The organism is Flavobacterium antarcticum DSM 19726 (assembly GCF_000419685.1).
GTDB lineage: Bacteria > Bacteroidota > Bacteroidia > Flavobacteriales > Flavobacteriaceae > Flavobacterium > Flavobacterium antarcticum.
In genome coordinates, this window is sequence record NZ_ATTM01000004.1 from 324,439 (window position 1) to 340,495 (window position 16,057).

General features: G+C 34.4%; 15 protein-coding genes. 13 read left to right on the forward strand and 2 right to left on the reverse strand.

All coding sequences use genetic code 11. The features are described from left to right. Window positions 1-2: 2 nt before the first annotated feature. The 4 genes from YWA_RS0108825 (at window position 3) to YWA_RS0108840 (ending at window position 5,051) form a co-directional block, all read left to right on the forward strand. A complete protein-coding gene (locus tag YWA_RS0108825; RefSeq protein WP_211214222.1) occupies window positions 3-2,144 on the forward strand; it encodes a DUF4838 domain-containing protein in 2,142 nt (713 codons plus the stop codon). Window positions 2,145-2,178: 34 nt separating this feature from the next. Then, the gene (locus tag YWA_RS14855; protein WP_245557708.1) at window positions 2,179-2,703 is read left to right on the forward strand and encodes a DUF1573 domain-containing protein; all 525 of its coding nucleotides are present in this window, start codon (window positions 2,179-2,181) and stop codon (window positions 2,701-2,703) included. Between the two features lie 14 nt (window positions 2,704-2,717). Next, on the forward strand, window positions 2,718-3,161 hold the full coding sequence (locus tag YWA_RS0108835; RefSeq protein WP_022828155.1) for a hypothetical protein: 444 nt from the start codon (window positions 2,718-2,720) through the stop codon (window positions 3,159-3,161). Window positions 3,162-3,518: 357 nt separating this feature from the next. Next, entirely contained in the window at window positions 3,519-5,051 is a 1,533-nt protein-coding gene (locus YWA_RS0108840; RefSeq protein ID WP_022828156.1) for a SulP family inorganic anion transporter, read from the forward strand. 68 nt (window positions 5,052-5,119) lie between these two features. On the opposite strand, the gene YWA_RS0108845 is transcribed toward YWA_RS0108840, so the two are convergent. After that, on the reverse strand, window positions 5,120-5,452 hold the full coding sequence (locus YWA_RS0108845) for a four-helix bundle copper-binding protein (RefSeq protein WP_022828157.1): 333 nt from the start codon (window positions 5,450-5,452) through the stop codon (window positions 5,120-5,122). Window positions 5,453-5,665: 213 nt separating this feature from the next. Between YWA_RS0108845 and YWA_RS0108855 the strand changes: the two genes are divergently transcribed. Further along, window positions 5,666-7,765, forward strand: a complete 2,100-nt coding sequence (locus YWA_RS0108855) for a glycoside hydrolase family 97 protein (protein WP_022828159.1) — start codon at window positions 5,666-5,668, stop codon at window positions 7,763-7,765. Window positions 7,766-8,054: 289 nt separating this feature from the next. Here YWA_RS0108855 and YWA_RS0108860 read toward each other — a convergent pair whose 3' ends face one another. After that, window positions 8,055-8,363 carry a rhodanese-like domain-containing protein gene (locus YWA_RS0108860; RefSeq protein ID WP_022828160.1) on the reverse strand — a complete coding sequence of 103 codons (309 nt, stop codon included), beginning with the start codon at window positions 8,361-8,363 and terminating at the stop codon, window positions 8,055-8,057. Between the two features lie 157 nt (window positions 8,364-8,520). Here YWA_RS0108860 and YWA_RS0108865 point away from each other — a divergent pair, with 157 nt between their 5' ends. The 8 genes from YWA_RS0108865 to YWA_RS0108895 all read left to right on the forward strand — a co-directional run bounded on the left by YWA_RS0108865 (window position 8,521) and on the right by YWA_RS0108895 (window position 16,013). Continuing rightward, window positions 8,521-8,979 (forward strand): MarR family winged helix-turn-helix transcriptional regulator, encoded by a 459-nt coding sequence (locus tag YWA_RS0108865; RefSeq protein WP_022828161.1) that lies wholly within the window; start codon window positions 8,521-8,523, stop codon window positions 8,977-8,979. After that, window positions 8,979-9,614 (forward strand): NAD(P)H-dependent oxidoreductase, encoded by a 636-nt coding sequence (locus YWA_RS0108870; protein ID WP_022828162.1) that lies wholly within the window; start codon window positions 8,979-8,981, stop codon window positions 9,612-9,614. The genes YWA_RS0108865 and YWA_RS0108870 overlap by 1 nt, the downstream gene beginning before the upstream one ends. 19 nt (window positions 9,615-9,633) lie before the next feature. Then, a complete protein-coding gene (locus tag YWA_RS0108875; protein ID WP_022828163.1) occupies window positions 9,634-10,203 on the forward strand; it encodes a YceI family protein in 570 nt (189 codons plus the stop codon). 441 nt (window positions 10,204-10,644) lie between these two features. Further along, window positions 10,645-10,878 carry a glutamine amidotransferase-related protein gene (locus tag YWA_RS15875; protein WP_316928405.1) on the forward strand — a complete coding sequence of 78 codons (234 nt, stop codon included), beginning with the start codon at window positions 10,645-10,647 and terminating at the stop codon, window positions 10,876-10,878. Window positions 10,879-11,193: 315 nt separating this feature from the next. After that, window positions 11,194-11,820, forward strand: coding sequence for a TetR/AcrR family transcriptional regulator (locus tag YWA_RS0108880; protein ID WP_022828164.1), 627 nt, complete (start codon window positions 11,194-11,196; stop codon window positions 11,818-11,820). Then, a complete protein-coding gene (locus YWA_RS0108885; RefSeq protein WP_022828165.1) occupies window positions 11,810-13,153 on the forward strand; it encodes a TolC family protein in 1,344 nt (447 codons plus the stop codon). The genes YWA_RS0108880 and YWA_RS0108885 overlap by 11 nt, the downstream gene beginning before the upstream one ends. A 4-nt stretch (window positions 13,154-13,157) precedes the next feature. Then, window positions 13,158-14,237 carry an HlyD family secretion protein gene (locus YWA_RS0108890; RefSeq protein ID WP_022828166.1) on the forward strand — a complete coding sequence of 360 codons (1,080 nt, stop codon included), beginning with the start codon at window positions 13,158-13,160 and terminating at the stop codon, window positions 14,235-14,237. 198 nt (window positions 14,238-14,435) lie between these two features. Continuing rightward, window positions 14,436-16,013 (forward strand): MDR family MFS transporter, encoded by a 1,578-nt coding sequence (locus YWA_RS0108895; RefSeq protein ID WP_022828167.1) that lies wholly within the window; start codon window positions 14,436-14,438, stop codon window positions 16,011-16,013. Window positions 16,014-16,057: the final 44 nt, after the last annotated feature.

Below are 16,057 nucleotides of genomic sequence, written 5' to 3' on the forward strand. Positions count from 1 at the left end.
AAATGATTTTATTACAAGTTTTATTATGTTCTCTATTATTTTCTTGCGGTTCTTCCCAAGAAGATGATCAAGCAATTGCATACGACAACTATGTAATTACGAAACCTAATGAGGAAAACAAAGATGCAGTCAACTATTTGTATCATCATTTTAAGAAAAGAACAGCTCCTGGAATTGTTTTAATGCAAGGTGTTGACGCTATTCCATCTAATACATCGAAGATGCAATTCATTGATGTGGCAATTGACTCACAGTTAAATGATGATTATCAAATTATAAAAAAAGACAACAAATTAATTTTCAAAGCAAGGTCAAAAAAAACACTCTACTGGTTGTACTATCAGTATTTTCAGGCATTAAGTGCGAACGATTCTAAAATGAACGGTGCTGATTTACCACCATCAATTGTCAGTTTTAAAGATTCGAAAGATGGAAAATTTGCATTCCAATATCGTGAACCTTATTTGCAAGCTAATTTAGTTGAAGATTACGATGTAATTGTAAATACCAATAATGTAGAAAAGGATTGGGGAATTTGGGGCCACCAACTTTTCAACCTGCTTAATAAAGCACCTAAAAATACATACTACAGTACAGTAAATGGTACGTTGAATAAAAATCAAATTTGTTTCAGCAACCCTGCAGTTTATTCATTTTTAGAAGATTACATAATTGATAATTTTGGCGAAAAAGAAACCTATCAACAAAATTTTGTAATCAGTCCTGCAGATAATGGACTGGTTTGTACTTGTAGTTTGTGTTTAAAAGCAGGAAATACGAAAACAAACGCTAGTTATTCTGTCGTAGCGCTGGTAAATAAATTAGCGGTCCGTTTTCCAAGCCATCAGTTTTTTACTATTGATTACATTACAGTAAATACACCGCCTACTACTCCAATGCCAAAAAACACAGGAGTTCTCATCAGTTCTATTGATATTCCACGTAAAGTGAATTTAGATTTAAATAACGGTTATGTAAAAGAGTTTGAGTCCAAAGTTAATAAATGGAAGAAGGTATGTTCAACAGTTTATGTTTGGGATTACATTTCTAATTTTGACGATTATTTGACGCCTTTTGCCACATTATCGGTAGCGAAAACAAATTTTAATTTTTTTAAAAAGTTGGGCGTCACTGGCATTTTTGCCAATGGAGCAGGTTATGATTACAGTACTTTTAATGCGGTACACACCTATGTATTAGCTGCATTAATGCAAGATCCTACGTTAGACGTAAATGGATTAGTTACTAAATATTGTGACTTTTATTATGGTGCTTCAGGTCAGATGATTGCAGATTATATTTTGGGGTTGGAAAAGGTCATGCAAAACAAAAACATCAAATTAGATTTATACAACGGCGTTAAAAAAATGACGGGAACTTATTTAAGTAAGCAGGAGTTTTTTGATTTTTATAATGCAGTCAAAGATGCAAAAGACAGCGGCGACGAAGAAGTAGTTATAAGAATGAACCAACTATACACAGCCTTAACGTTTACGGCGATGCAAATTGAATTAGCAAATAAACTCGACGAACAATTTGGCTTTGCAACTCTACAAGAGAACAGAATCGTGGTGAACGAACAGTTTGTAAATCAATTTAATGTTTTTTCAGAACAATTTAAATTGAATGATATTTTTACAACGCGCGAGACCGAAGGAACAGTTTCGAACTATTTGAAAGATGTACAGACGGTAATTTTAAATGGTACATTAAAACCAAACTTGCTCACGAAATCAACTTTAAAAGTAACGAGTGAACTTGACGAAGATTATTCTGATGCAACTTTATTAACGGATGGAATTCCAGGTTTAAGTTCAGATTATCACAATGCTTGGTTGATCGTAACTGCCCATGATTTTTCAGCAGAAATTACTGCTCCAAAAGAGTCAGGAATGTATCATTTTAATTTCAATTTCCTCGTTGACGGACGTTTAAAATTAACCGCTCCAGAAAAAATAGAGATCATAATTAACGACAAAATTGTAAAAACAATAACGTCTCCCGTAAAAACACGTGATGCAGCAGAACGCATGACGCTAACAACAACAGTGCCTCTCGGAACAAATGACCAAATTAAAGTCAAAATTTACCGTGATAAAACCATAAAAAAATTCGCTTGTGATGAAATTTATTTGTACAAATAATTCTACAATTTTGATAGTAAAGAAAACATTTTCTTTGCTTAAATTGCTAATGATTTTATCGGTGATGGTTTCTTGTGATTATAAAGAACAATTAGTTGATGTGAAAATAGTGGATCCAGTAAGACATTACTATCCAATTCTTCAAGGTCAAGAACTAAATATTATAATTGAATTAGAGAATAAAAGCGATTCGCCTTTTAAAATCACTGATATTTTAACTTCATGTGGATGTGTAGTTGTGAAAAAGGGAACATTTGATGTTATTCCAGCTCAAAGCACAGGCTATTTAGAGTTAACATACAACAGTAATAAAAATATTGGACTGGTAAACCACTTTATTTACATTTATGGAAATCTAGATAAAGTGAATAAATTAGAAGCTAATTTTGACGTTCATGTAGTTCCTGATGCATTATACACTCCTGATTATGAAGAATTATACCGCAAGGAAGTAGATTCAAAAGCAGGAACAAAAAATGCAGTAGAAGGAAACGAAAATGAAAAAGGCTACTATACCTCATCCGATGACAGCGATGAAGAAAATAATAACACGAATTAAATAAAGCTATAAAAATGGAAGAATATTCAGACCTTAAATTCGACGGAGATTTGTCATTTTTAAATGAAAATCTAGATGCTGCGAAAAATGAAGTAAAGGCAAAAGTTGAAGAGCAAGCTAAACAAGAGCCTGTTGCAACTAATTACAATACAGGAACACCAACACCTCAAAATACTGAAGAAAAAATGGAAAAATTCAATGAAACTGTGAACAATCAAAATACAAGTTCATCTAATTCTAATGAAAATCAAGTAAACAATAGAATGGATTCAAGAATGATTGATCAAAATGCTCCTCAATTTGGTGAGAAAAAAAGCCAATTAGAAGCTATGGTTCTTAGTTCAGGATACGGTCCAGAGATGTTTGATAAATTGAAAATGGAGCTTCTTGAAATGGAAAAAGAAAAAATCATCATGAAATACAAACAAGATTTGATGATGATGATTATAAAAAGCTAAGTAGTGCATTCTATAAAAAGAATTTGCTAGTGATCAGATTAAGTAGGGAAAGAATTTATTTCTAAAACCTGATAACCTTTATATACATTACTAAAAACTACTTGGTTAAATAGTTTTAGTTAAATATTACATGTGGCCTTAATAAGAAGTTTACTGAATGTACAATTCAGTAAACTTTTTATATTTTATAGCTATCCCATTTCACTTGAAAAATATATAAAAGTGATATCGCTAATTTTATATATTTTTGCATCTTAATACAACTAAAGAAGCCTTTTTTTAAACTTAGGATTTCAAAAAATAAGCTTCTTTTTTAATTATTTTTTTAACTAAACTGTTAGAACGCATTCCACCCTTATGAAGCAAGTACTACACTTATTTGATTTTTCGCAAAAAGTAAATTATAAAAACGAAATTCTAGCCGGTTTAACCGTAGCAATGACGATGATTCCCGAATCGTTGTCGTTTGCTATTTTAGCAGGATTTCCGCCACTAGTTGGTTTATATGCTGCATTTATCGCCGGCTTAATCACCGCTGTTTTTGGAGGTCGTCCGGGAATGGTATCAGGAGGAGCTGGTGCAACTGTAGTTGTGGTAATTGCTTTAATGCGATCAAACGGAATTGAATATGTCTTTGCAGCAGTAGCTTTAGCTGGAGTTTTCCAGATTCTCGTCGGGCTTTTCAAACTAGGAAAATTCATCCGACTCGTTCCACAACCTGTGATGTACGGTTTTGTAAACGGTTTAGCAGTCATCATTTTTATGTCGCAACTCGAACAATTTAAAGCCGTAGTCAATGGTGAATCAACTTGGCTTCAAGGAGATAGTTTGTATATCATGTTGGGATTAGTTGCGCTAACAATAGCAATAGTAGTTTTATTTCCAAAAATCACTAAAGCTGTTCCCGCTTCTTTAGTTGCTATTATCGTCGTTTTTGCTTTGGTTCTTGTTTTAGGAATTGATACAAAAACCGTTCAAGATATCGCATCAATTGAAGGTGGCTTCCCTCCTTTTCACATTCCAAATATTCCGTGGACTTTTGAAACTCTAAAAATCATCGCACCATTCTCCTTAATTTTCGCAGCAGTTGGTTTAACCGAAGGTCTTTTAACCTTAAATTTAGTCGACGAAATGACCGGAACTCGCGGAAAAAGCAATCGAGAATGTCTAGCTCAAGGAGGTTCAAATATCTTAAACGGATTCTTCTACGGAATGGGCGGTTGTCCCATGATTGCACAAACTTTAGTAAACCTATCGGCGGGTTCAAGAGCCCGACTTTCAGGTATTATTGCTGCAATTACCATTCTAATAATCATACTTTTTGGCGCACCAATAATTGGCCAACTTCCAATGGCGGCGTTAGTTGGTGTAATGATTATGGTCGCAATTGGCACTTTCGAATGGGCAAGTTTTAAAATTATTACAAAGATGCCAAAACACGATATTTTTATCGGAATTTTGGTTGCTGCAATAACTATTTATTTACATAATTTAGCGTTAGCTGTATTAATTGGAGTCATAATTTCCGCTTTAGTTTTTGCTTGGGAAAGTGCTAAACGTATTCGAGCGAGAACAAATATTGACGAACATGGCGTGAAGCATTATGAAATTTATGGCCCACTATTCTTTGGTTCAACCATGAACTTTATAGATAAATTTGACTTAAAAAATGATCCGTCTGTAGTAATTATCGATTTCAAGGAAAGCCGTGTGAATGATATGTCGGCTATTGACGCGTTGAATAGTTTGACAAAAAAATATAATGACGCCGGAAAAACCGTTCATCTCAAGCATTTAAGTACCGATTGTATTCAGTTACTTAAAAATGCCGGAGCGGTCATCGACGTCAATATTTTGGAAGACCCAACTTATAAAGTGATGTCTAAATAATAAAAAAATCGTGAAATCTGAATAGACTTCCTAATTCGTACCAATTGTAAAATTCGTGGCTAACATTTTTAACCTGCCATTTGTCTGCATAATTCAGCACATTTTTTACAAGCTTCAGCACATTCTTGACAATGTTTCATGTCGTGTTGGCTACATTCTTGGTAACATCTCTCGCACATTTCTGCACATAATTTACAGAAATCTTTTGCTTTGTCACTTCCTAAACTCATTAATTGAGCAGCAGCATAACAAACAGCGGCACATTCCATATCAAATTGAATGCATTTCGCCATCATTTTAATATCGTCTTCTGTCAAACATTCTGAAGCACAATGATTGCAAAGTGCAGCACATTTTAAACAAGCTTCGATGCAGGATTGGTAATCGTGGTAATTTTTCATGGTTATAATTTTTTAGTTCTCTCAAATTTAAAAATTTGGTATGAAAAATTCGTTACACAATTTAAATCGAGATTTATAAACATTAAAACTTCAAAGAATTCAACTACAACGTTGTAATGTGTTTTTTTGTTAGTAACAATCATTTTGAAATTGGTCTTCGGTGGCGATAATTCTTAAATTTACGGACTTAAGTATTTTTAATCGAAAACCAAAATGACAAAATTATTTACTTTCCTTTTTTTACTAATTGGAATTATCTCCACTCAAGCACAAACTTTGCAATCGCCAAATAAAAATCTGACGATGACGTTTAGCTTGACGCCAAATGGAACACCTGTTTATGAATTGAAATACAAAAACAAACCGGTTATCAAATCAAGTAAATTGGGAATTGAGACCATTGACGTTCCTTCTTTTACAGAAGGTTTTTCGCAGAAAGGAATTACAACGGCAACTTTTGACGAAACGTGGCAACCTGTTTGGGGCGAACAGAAAAACATTCAAAATAACTACAATGAATTAGTCGTTTCAATTGAGCAAAAAGCGGTTGCCAACCGTTACATCAATATTCGTTTTCGATTATTTGACGATGGATTGGGTTTCAGGTACGAATTTCCGGAGCAATCTAATTTGAATTATTTCACGATTAAAGAAGAAAAAACGCAATTTGCTTTGGCAGGAAATCACAAAGCATTTTGGCTTCCAGGAGATTTTGACACCCAAGAATACAATACGGTAACTTCCAAATTGTCTGAAGTTAGAGGAAAAATGAAAGAAGCAACAACTCCAAATGCTTCGCAACATCCATTCTCCGCTACAGGTTTACAAACACCATTGATGATGAAATCTGATGATGGATTGTACATCAATATCCACGAAGCGGCATTGGTTGACTATTCGTGTTTGTCATTAGAATTAGATGATAAAAATATGATTTTGAATGCGTTTTTAACCCCTGACGCGATCGGAAATAAAGGTTATATGCAAGCGCCAACGCAAACGCCATGGCGAACAATTGTTGTAAGTGACGACGCTAGAAAAATTTTAGCTTCAAAAATGATTTTGAATTTGAATGAACCAACGAAGTACGAAGATGTTTCTTGGATAAAACCCGTGAAGTACATCGGAGTTTGGTGGGAATTGATAACTGGAAAAAGTAGTTGGGCTTACAATGATATGACTAGTGTCAAATTAGGGGAACTTGATTACAGCAAGACTAAAGCAAGTCCGAAACATGCTGCGAATACAGCTCATGTAAAAGAATATATTGATTTTGCTTCAAAACACGGATTTGATGCCGTTTTAGTAGAAGGTTGGAACGAAGGCTGGGAAGATTGGTTTGGAAAATCAAAGGATTACGTGTTCGATTTTGTAACTCCTTATCCGGATTTTAACGTGAAAGAATTACACGAATATGCAGCCTCAAAAAATGTAAAAATGATGATGCATCACGAAACTTCTGGTTCTGTTAGAAATTACGAACGTCACATGGACAAAGCGTATCAGTTTATGGTTGACAATGGCTATAATTCGGTGAAAAGTGGCTATGTGGGAGATATTATTCCGCGTGGCGAATTCCATTACGGACAATGGATGAATAATCATTATTTATATGCGGTGACAAAAGCTGCCGAATATAAAATTATGGTAAATGCACACGAAGCGGTTCGTCCTACCGGTTTAAGTAGAACGTATCCGAATTTGATTGGAAATGAATCAGCTCGTGGAACAGAATACGAATCTTTTGGTGGAAACAATGCCGATCATACTACAATTTTGCCGTTCACAAGATTAATGGGAGGTCCGATGGATTATACGCCTGGAATTTTTCAGACGCAGATTAATGCTTACAATCCAGATAATAATTCATTTGTCCACACGACTTTAGCAAAACAATTAGCGCTTTATGTGACTATGTATTCGCCTTTGCAGATGGCGGCTGACTTACCGGAAACGTATAATAAACATTTGGATGCATTCCAATTTATCAAAGATGTTGCAATAGACTGGGACGAAACGTTTATTCTTGAAGCCGAACCTGGCGATTTTATAACAATTGCTAGAAAAGCAAAAGGTAAAAATGAATGGTTTATCGGTGGAATTACAGACGAAAACAAACGAACTGCAACGGTAGATTTTAGCTTTTTACCAAAAGGAAAAACTTTTGAAGCCATCATTTATGCAGATGGAAAAGATGCGGATTACATTACAAATCCACAATCATATCAGATTAAGAAAATGAAAGTTACTTCAAAAACTAAATTAAAACAGCCAATGGCGACAAGTGGTGGTTTTGCGATTAGTGTGAAATAATATCTTCTCCCGAAACTTTTCCGTATGACAGGAAATTTGGAATAGTAAAATACTAATTGAGGAAATAAAAAAGGCTAACAGTTTAAAAATTGTCAGCCTTTTTTTATGGAAATCTATTTCTGTAGATGATTTTAAAAAATCACTAGCGTTTAAAAGAAGCCTAAAGATTTTAGACTAGCCCAGATTGCAGTGAAAATCCTTTTTATTCCGGGGTTCGGAATAAAAAGATTGTAACGGAAAGCTGGAAAATGGATTGAACAAATGTCCAAGCCAGTCGCTCCAAGCAAAATTAAACCGTCTTCTCGCCTTCCCAATTCATGAAACCGCCCATTAAATTGTATGCGTTTTCAATGCCTAATTCGTTCATCATGCTGCATGCTTGTGAACTTCTGCCACCTGCTTTGCAGTACACATAAAAATTTTTGGATGCATCCAATTCCTGAACGGCATAAACGAATCCTTGTCCTTTAAAAATATCAATATTTATGGCGTTTGGAATCATTCCTTCGCTGCATTCTTCCGGCGTTCGTACATCTAAAATAATTGCATTCGTGTCTTCAGCTAGTTTACTTGCCCATTCTTGTTGCGTCAAATCCATAATTTGTTTTTTTTCAAAAATACAAAATACATTTAAAGTGTAACAACAGATTTTTGCAAAGTTCCGTTAAAAAGATTAACAAAAAATTATTAAACGTTTGTATGTACAAATAAATTCGGAAAGTATATTTGTACCTACAAATTTTGCATTAGCAAATATGAAAATAGAAGAAATTATAAAATCGAATACCGAGGTCTCTTTAGCCAAGAAAACTTTGCTGAACCTGATGTATACGCAAAATTGCACGGCAGAACGGTTCAACGAAGTTTTAAAAGCATACGATTTATCAGCGGAACAATTCAACGTTTTGCGCATTTTGAGAGGTCAAAAGGGAAATCCGGCAAACATGTCCGTAATCCAAGAGCGAATGATTGCTAAAACGAGTAATACCACTCGATTAGTGGATAAATTGTTATTGAAAGAATTGTGCACTAGAAAAGTCTGCACGGTAAACAGAAGAAAAATTGAAGTTTTTATTACCGCTAAAGGACTTGAACTATTAGCACAAATCGACCCTAAAATAGATGATTTTGAATCGAAATGGGTCGAAAATTTAACCACAGAAGAATTACAAACATTAAATAATTTACTAGAAAAATTAAGAACATCATACTAATGGAACATACAATTATTGAAAACCTGAATTGGCGTTATGCCACGAAAAAATTTGACGCTTCAAAAAAAATCGCAAAGAAAGATTTGGAAATTTTAAAAGAAGCGGTTCGATTAAGTGCTTCTTCTTATGGTTTGCAACCTTACCAAATAATTATGGTTGATAATGAAGATTTACGCGAACAAATTAAAACTGCAGCTTGGAACCAAACGCAAATTACAGAAGCTTCTGATGTTTTAATTTTTGCAAATATTACAGATGTTGGAGCTAAGGAAATTAGTAATTACATCGAAAACATGGCTGCAATCCGTGAAATCCCTACAACGAATTTGGCAGGATTCGAGAATATGATGAATAAAGTTATGACTGCTTTTAGTCCCGAAGAGAAAGAAGTTTGGTCTGCAAAACAAACCTACATCGCATTGGGAACTTTACTTTCTGCAGCAGCCGATTTAAAGATTGATGCTACTCCAATGGAAGGATTTGACAGAAACACTGTAAACAATATCTTACAACTTACAGAAAAAGGACTGTCTGCTACGTTAATCGTAACATTAGGCTACAGGCACGACGCTGACACGACCCAATATTTAAGAAAAGTAAGAAAACCGAACGAAGAATTATTTATTACACTTTAATTTTATAACCAATTTACAAATGAAAAATTTGAAAACTATTGCGCTTGCATTTTTAGCTTTTACGGCTACAACATTAGCTTCGGCTCAAACTAAAAAAATTGACGCTTCAAAAAGCAACATTACTTGGGTTGGTAAAAAAGTAACTGGTTCGCACGAAGGAATCATAAAATTTAAAGAAGGAGCATTAGCTTTTAAAGGTGATAAACTTACCGCTGGAAACTTTGTAGTAAACATGACTTCTATCAACGTTACAGATTTAAAAGCAGGTGGAGGTAAAGAAAAATTAGAAGGACACTTGAAAGCAGATGATTTTTTTGGAACTGAAAAATATCCATTAGGAACATTGGTTTTTACTAAAATTGCTGCGAAGCAAAATGGATTATACACAATTACGGCTGATTTGACTTTAAAAGGAATTACACATCCTGTAACTTTTGACATGATTGTTAAAGATGCAAAAGCGAACGCAGCATTAATTGTAGACCGAACTAAATATGATATTAAATATAAATCAGGAAGTTTCTTCGACGGATTAGGAGATGCAACTATTTACGATAATTTCGATTTAGCTGTTGAATTATCATTCTAATTTGAAGCTATAAAACATAAAAGTTCCACTCCTAATTTCGCAAGAATTAGGAGTTTTTTTATGCCTTAAAAAAGGCTGTTTTCGCACTCTAATTTTACCCTTTTTCTGCTTTGAAAAAAATTGTGATGATCGACAATTATGGTAGTTTTACTTTTAATTTAGTTCACTATTTTGAAGCGCCAAATTGGAAATAACTTATTTGAGAAATGAAAAGTTTTAACTAGATAAATTAGAAGAGTTTAATAAAATTGTACTTTGTCCCGGACCTGGATTACCATCCGAAGATGGACTTTTGAAACAGGTAATCGAGACCTATGTTGCGTCAAAAAGTACTTTGAAAATCTGTCTCGGTCAACTAACAATTGCACAAGTTTTTTGAGGTAAATTACGGCAGTTGAAAATTGTAAAACAGGGCGTGGCAACAACTATAAAAACAATGTTTTGAGTTGGATTTTATTCCGAGATTTATCTGAAAATTTAGAATTTATACACTACCATTCTTGGATTATTGATACAGATGTACCTTGTATTTTACAGTCAACTTTTACCGACGAGGAGGGAGAAATCATGTCACTTCAACACCGGACTCTTGATGTAAAAGGAGTGCAATTTCATCCTGAAAGCATCTTAATAACTCATGTGAAAGTAATGCTTAAAAATTTGATAACCCATTAAATTTAAGGCAATTTGTTCGATTACAATTGGAAATTATCTATATTAGCTTTTCTATAAGACAAACTATAAAATATTATAATTTACTTTACATAAAACACTACAACTTCCTGAATATTAATACTAAAAACTACCACTATCGAATTTATCTATAGTGGTTTTTTTGTATTTAAAAGTAATTTTAATCAACTATTCAAGGTGGAAATACTCCAGAAAAAGAGTTAATTTTACTTTGTTAAAATTAAGTTAAAAACAAATTAAACAAACGTTTAACTTAAACAAACGTTTAATTTTGCCCTCTGTTTTAAAACGAAAAATATGGAGCCTAATTTTAACGAAAAACAAATCTGCATTTTGCAAGTAGCTGAAAAGCTTTTTGCAGAAAAAGGTTTTGACGGAACTTCAATTAGAGACATTTCAAAAGCAGCAAAAATCAACATAGCAATGGTGTCTTATTACTTCGGTTCGAAGGACAAAATGTTGGAAGCTCTAGTCCTATTTCGCACCGATGATTTAGCAATTCAAATTGAAAATTTACTCAAAGAATCACTTTCGCCTTTAGAAAAAATGGGACGGTTAATTGACTTTTATATTACTCGAATTAATCAAAATAAAGACATTTATAAAATCATGCATTTCGAATTATCTTCAAAAAAAAGAGTGCTGAATTTTGAGTCATTTACCCAAGTTAAAAAAAGAAATGTAGCTTCTTTACGACAAATTATTACGGAAGGACAAGACCTTGGAATTTTCAATTTAGACGTAAATATTGATCTAATTGCACCTACAATTTTGGGTACTTTTTTTCACTTCCAAATGAACCGTCCGTACTACGAAAATATCTTTGATTTACACTCCGACGAAGTCTTTGAAAACTACGTCAAAACTGATTTAACAAAACACATTAAACGAACCATTAACGCACTATTACTTTATGAAAAGTAAATCCATCTTGCTTTTTGCATTTTCCGTTTTAGGAATATTTTCGGCAAAAGCACAAGACAAAACAGTTCTATCCTTAAACGAAGCAGTCAAGATTGCACTTTCAAAAAGTGACGAATCTAAATTAGCCGACAGTAAAGTGAACACAAAATCGTTCGAGTTACAATCGACGAAAATGAATCAGTATCCCGATTTGAAAATTTCAGGACAGTACTTGCGATTGACAAATGCCGATATTAATTTGAAATCAACTCAAGAAGCTTCTACCACTCCTAGTGACGCTCCGTCGAATACTTCACCAAAAGTAAATCAGTTGATTTTAGGTCAAGCAAATCTTGGAATTCCTCTATTTTCTGGTTTTAAAATTAAAAATAGTATTCTACTTTCTGAAAACACGTATAAAGCAGAGATTGCAAATGCAGCTTATACAAAGGAGAATTTGACGCTTCGCGTAATTGAGTATTATGCAAGTTTGTATAAAGCACAAAAATCGGTTGAGTTATTAGATGAGAATTTAGTATGCAGCAATCAGCAAGTGAAAGATTTTACGGCAATGGAGGAAAATGGATTGTTGGCGCGAAATGATTTATTGAAAGCGCAATTGCAAAGTTCACAAATCGAATTGTCATTGGCGGAAGCCAAAAAGAACGTGAAATTGCTGAACTACAATTTAATTACACTTTTGAAATTAGACCCAAATACACAAATTACCGTTAGCCCTGAAAATGTAGATGCCAATTTATTTAATTTTCAAACGGCGACTGAAAGTGAAGCGATTTTGAATCGGAAGGATTTAGAAGCGTTGCATTTTCAACAAAAAGCAATTGAAGCTGGAATTAAAGTCGCAAAAAGCGATTATTATCCATCTGTGAATCTAGTTGCAGGTTATACGACTTTAGATTTACAAAATGTGGTTCGTGTTGAAAATGCGATGAATTTTGGAGTAGGATTATCTTATAATTTAAGTAGTATTTTCAAAAATGGCAAACAAGTAAATGCAGCGAAAAGCAAGTTTGAGGAAAGTAAATTTCAAGAAGCCGCTTTGACAGACCAGATTAAAAGTCAGGTTGTGGAAGCACAAGAAAACTACGATTTAGCCATTAAACAAGACCAACTTTACAAACAATCTGTGTTGCAAACTACTGAAAACTACCGAATTGTAAAAGACAAATATGATAATGGATTAGTAGACACTAAAGATTTATTAGACGCAAATGTGCAAGATTTGGCTGCTAAAATCAATCAAGCTTACGCAAAAGCAAATGTAGTTTTGAAATACTACGAATTATTGAACGCAAACGGACAACTTACTCAATCTTTCAACAGCAATAATTAAAACGATGGAAAAGAAAAAAACCAACAAAAAATTTATATTCATTTTTGGCGCTCTAATCTTACTTGGCGGTACTTACGGTGTGATTAAATACATGCATTCCCTGGCACATGAAGAAACGGACGACGCTCAAATTGAGAAAAACATAAACCCAATTATTCCAAGAGTTGGCGGTTATATTACAAAAGTATATGTGCAAGACAACCAGGAAGTAAAAAAAGGAGATACTTTATTTACGATTGACAACAAGGATTACATCGTAAAATTAGCAGATGCAAGAGCGGCTTTAGTTGCGGCAGAAGCAACTTATGCGGTTTCGAAAGCGGATGTTGGAAGTTCACAAGCCAATGTTTCTGTTTCGGATGCAAATTACAAATCGACTTCTGGAACGATTGAAAGCGCGAAAATTCGATTGAATTTAGCCAAAAACGATTTTGAGCGTTACAGCAACTTGTACAAGAACCGTTCGATTACGAAACAACAATTTGAACAAGCGGAAGCTAAAAAACTAGATGCTGAAAGTCAGTTACAGGTTTTGAAAGAACAACAAAAAGCAAGTCAGTATCAGAAATCATTTGTAACGGCTAAATCTAATGTTTCTGGGAAACAAACTGAAGTTGCCGAAGCAAATATCAATCGGGCAAAAGCGGCTTTAGATGCAGCTGAATTGAACATGAGTTACACGGCAGTTACGGCTCAAGTTGACGGACAGGTTTCGAAAATCAACGCACAGCCGGGACAATTTGTGCAACCGGGACAATCTTTGTTTTACATTATTAACAACAGTGAAGTTTGGGTGATTGCAAATTTTAAAGAAACACAATTGAGCAAAATGGTTATCGGACAGAAAGTGACTTTAAAAGTTGATGCGTATCCGGATACTGAATTTGAAGGAATTGTTTCTTCTTTTTCACCTGCAACGGGTTCTAGATTTTCAATTTTGCCTCCAGATAATGCGACGGGAAATTTCGTTAAAACAATTCAACGTTTGCCTGTGAAAATCACAATTGACAAAAACAACGACGCTGAAAAAGTGAAAAATTTACGTCCGGGAATGAATGTGGATGTGGATGTGCATGTGAAGTAGAAATTTTTGATTTGGGATTTTATTAAAAAAATCAGCCACGAATTACACCAATATTCACGAATTAAAATTATTTGAATCACGATTTTACTTTTCACTTAATAGAAGGCTATCGAATCCTAAAATTTAAAAAATTAATTGGTGTGAATTTATGTAATTGGTGGCAAAAAAAAGATTTTATAAATTTATAAAATACAGAAAATGGTTCAAGAAGATGATTTAGTTGAGTACGGTTTTAGACGTGTGATTATTACGATTACGGCTGTAATGTGTGCTCTGCTTGAAATCGTGGATACGACTATCGTGAATGTGGCGCTGACGGATATGCGTGGAAGTCTTGGCGCGACGCTGACCGATGTGGCGTGGGTGATTACGGCGTATGCGATTGCAAATGTGATTGTGATTCCGATGACGAGCTGGCTTTCGCAGCAATTTGGGCGTAAAAACTATTTTGCAGCTTCGATTATTTTATTTACGGTTTCTTCCTTTTTGTGTGGAAACGCTGATAATATTTGGGAATTAGTCGCGTTCCGATTCGTTCAAGGTTTAGGTGGTGGTGCATTGTTAGTAACGGCTCAAACGATTATTACCGAAAGTTATCCCAAGGCAAAACGAGGAATGGCTCAAGCAATTTACGGAATGGGTGTGATTGTGGGGCCCACTTTAGGTCCGCCTTTGGGAGGTTATTTAGTGGATAATTTTTCGTGGCCTTATATTTTTTACATCAATATTCCGCTTGGAATTATCGCGACTTTCTTGACGATTACTTTTGTGAAAAGTCCGAAATATGGTGAAAAACTAAAAGCCAATCAAGTGGATTGGTGGGGAATTGTGTTTCTTGCGTCATTCATTGGTTCGTTGCAATTCGTTTTGGAACACGGACAGCAAGACGATTGGTTTAACAATAACCTCATCATATTTTTAAGTGCGGTAAGTGTGTTTGGTTTATTGGCGTTTATTTGGCGGGAATCGACTTATAAATATCCGATTGTGAATTTGAGCGTGTTGAAAGATTCCAACTTGCGTATTGGAACGATTATGACATTCATTCTAGGTTTTGGGTTGTATGGTTCGACGCTGATTATTCCGATATATACACAATCGGTTTTGGGTTGGACAGCGACTGATGCGGGATTATTGCTGATTCCGGGTTCGATAACAACTGCGATTATGATGCCTTTTATTGGGAAAATGATTCAAAAAGGTGTTCCGCAAGGTTATATGGTTGCTGTAGGATTTTTCGTGTTTTTCTTATTTACTTTTTGGATGCGAAATATTATCACGCCGGATACAGGTGCTGAACATATGTTTTGGCCTTTGATACTTCGCGGAGTTGGTTTGGGATTGTTATTTGTACCCATTACTACTTTATCACTTTCTACTTTAAATGGTAAAAATATTGGTGAAGGTGCGGCTTTTACGGGAATGATGCGTCAACTGGGAGGTTCATTTGGTATTGCTTTGATTACGACTTTCATCACGCGATTTTCACAAGAACATCGCGTGAATCTGATTGCACATTTAGACATAACGAAAGTGGAGTTGCAAACGAGAATTCAACAATTGCAAGCGGGATTTATGTCTAAAGGTTTTACTCCTAATGAAGCTTTGGCGAAAGCGTACCAAGTTTTAGATTTTACCGTAACCAAACAAAGTACGGTGATGTCTTACATGGATATTTTTATGTACTTGGGAATTATGTTTTTGCTTTGTATTCCGATTATATTTTTTATTAAGAAAAGTAAGAATATCGTTAATCCGGCGGATGCGATGCATTAATGTTTCAGGATAGAAAGATTGAAGGATAGAAGGATTGAGAGATT

What these genes read in the sequence shown, in the direction of transcription:
- YWA_RS0108870 (WP_022828162.1), top strand. Translation starts at nt 8,979, where the DNA reads ATGGAACATACAATTATTGAAAACCTGAATTGGCGTTATGCCACGAAA.
- YWA_RS0108855 (WP_022828159.1), top strand. Translation starts at nt 5,666, where the DNA reads ATGACAAAATTATTTACTTTCCTTTTTTTACTAATTGGAATTATCTCC.
- YWA_RS0108845 (WP_022828157.1), bottom strand. Translation starts at nt 5,452, where the DNA reads ATGAAAAATTACCACGATTACCAATCCTGCATCGAAGCTTGTTTAAAA.
- YWA_RS0108840 (WP_022828156.1), top strand. Translation starts at nt 3,519, where the DNA reads ATGAAGCAAGTACTACACTTATTTGATTTTTCGCAAAAAGTAAATTAT.
- YWA_RS0108825 (WP_211214222.1), top strand. Translation starts at nt 3, where the DNA reads ATGATTTTATTACAAGTTTTATTATGTTCTCTATTATTTTCTTGCGGT.
- YWA_RS0108875 (WP_022828163.1), top strand. Translation starts at nt 9,634, where the DNA reads ATGAAAAATTTGAAAACTATTGCGCTTGCATTTTTAGCTTTTACGGCT.
- YWA_RS0108880 (WP_022828164.1), top strand. Translation starts at nt 11,194, where the DNA reads ATGGAGCCTAATTTTAACGAAAAACAAATCTGCATTTTGCAAGTAGCT.
- YWA_RS0108860 (WP_022828160.1), bottom strand. Translation starts at nt 8,363, where the DNA reads ATGGATTTGACGCAACAAGAATGGGCAAGTAAACTAGCTGAAGACACG.
- YWA_RS0108885 (WP_022828165.1), top strand. Translation starts at nt 11,810, where the DNA reads ATGAAAAGTAAATCCATCTTGCTTTTTGCATTTTCCGTTTTAGGAATA.
- YWA_RS0108895 (WP_022828167.1), top strand. Translation starts at nt 14,436, where the DNA reads ATGGTTCAAGAAGATGATTTAGTTGAGTACGGTTTTAGACGTGTGATT.
- YWA_RS0108890 (WP_022828166.1), top strand. Translation starts at nt 13,158, where the DNA reads ATGGAAAAGAAAAAAACCAACAAAAAATTTATATTCATTTTTGGCGCT.
- YWA_RS0108835 (WP_022828155.1), top strand. Translation starts at nt 2,718, where the DNA reads ATGGAAGAATATTCAGACCTTAAATTCGACGGAGATTTGTCATTTTTA.
- YWA_RS0108865 (WP_022828161.1), top strand. Translation starts at nt 8,521, where the DNA reads ATGAAAATAGAAGAAATTATAAAATCGAATACCGAGGTCTCTTTAGCC.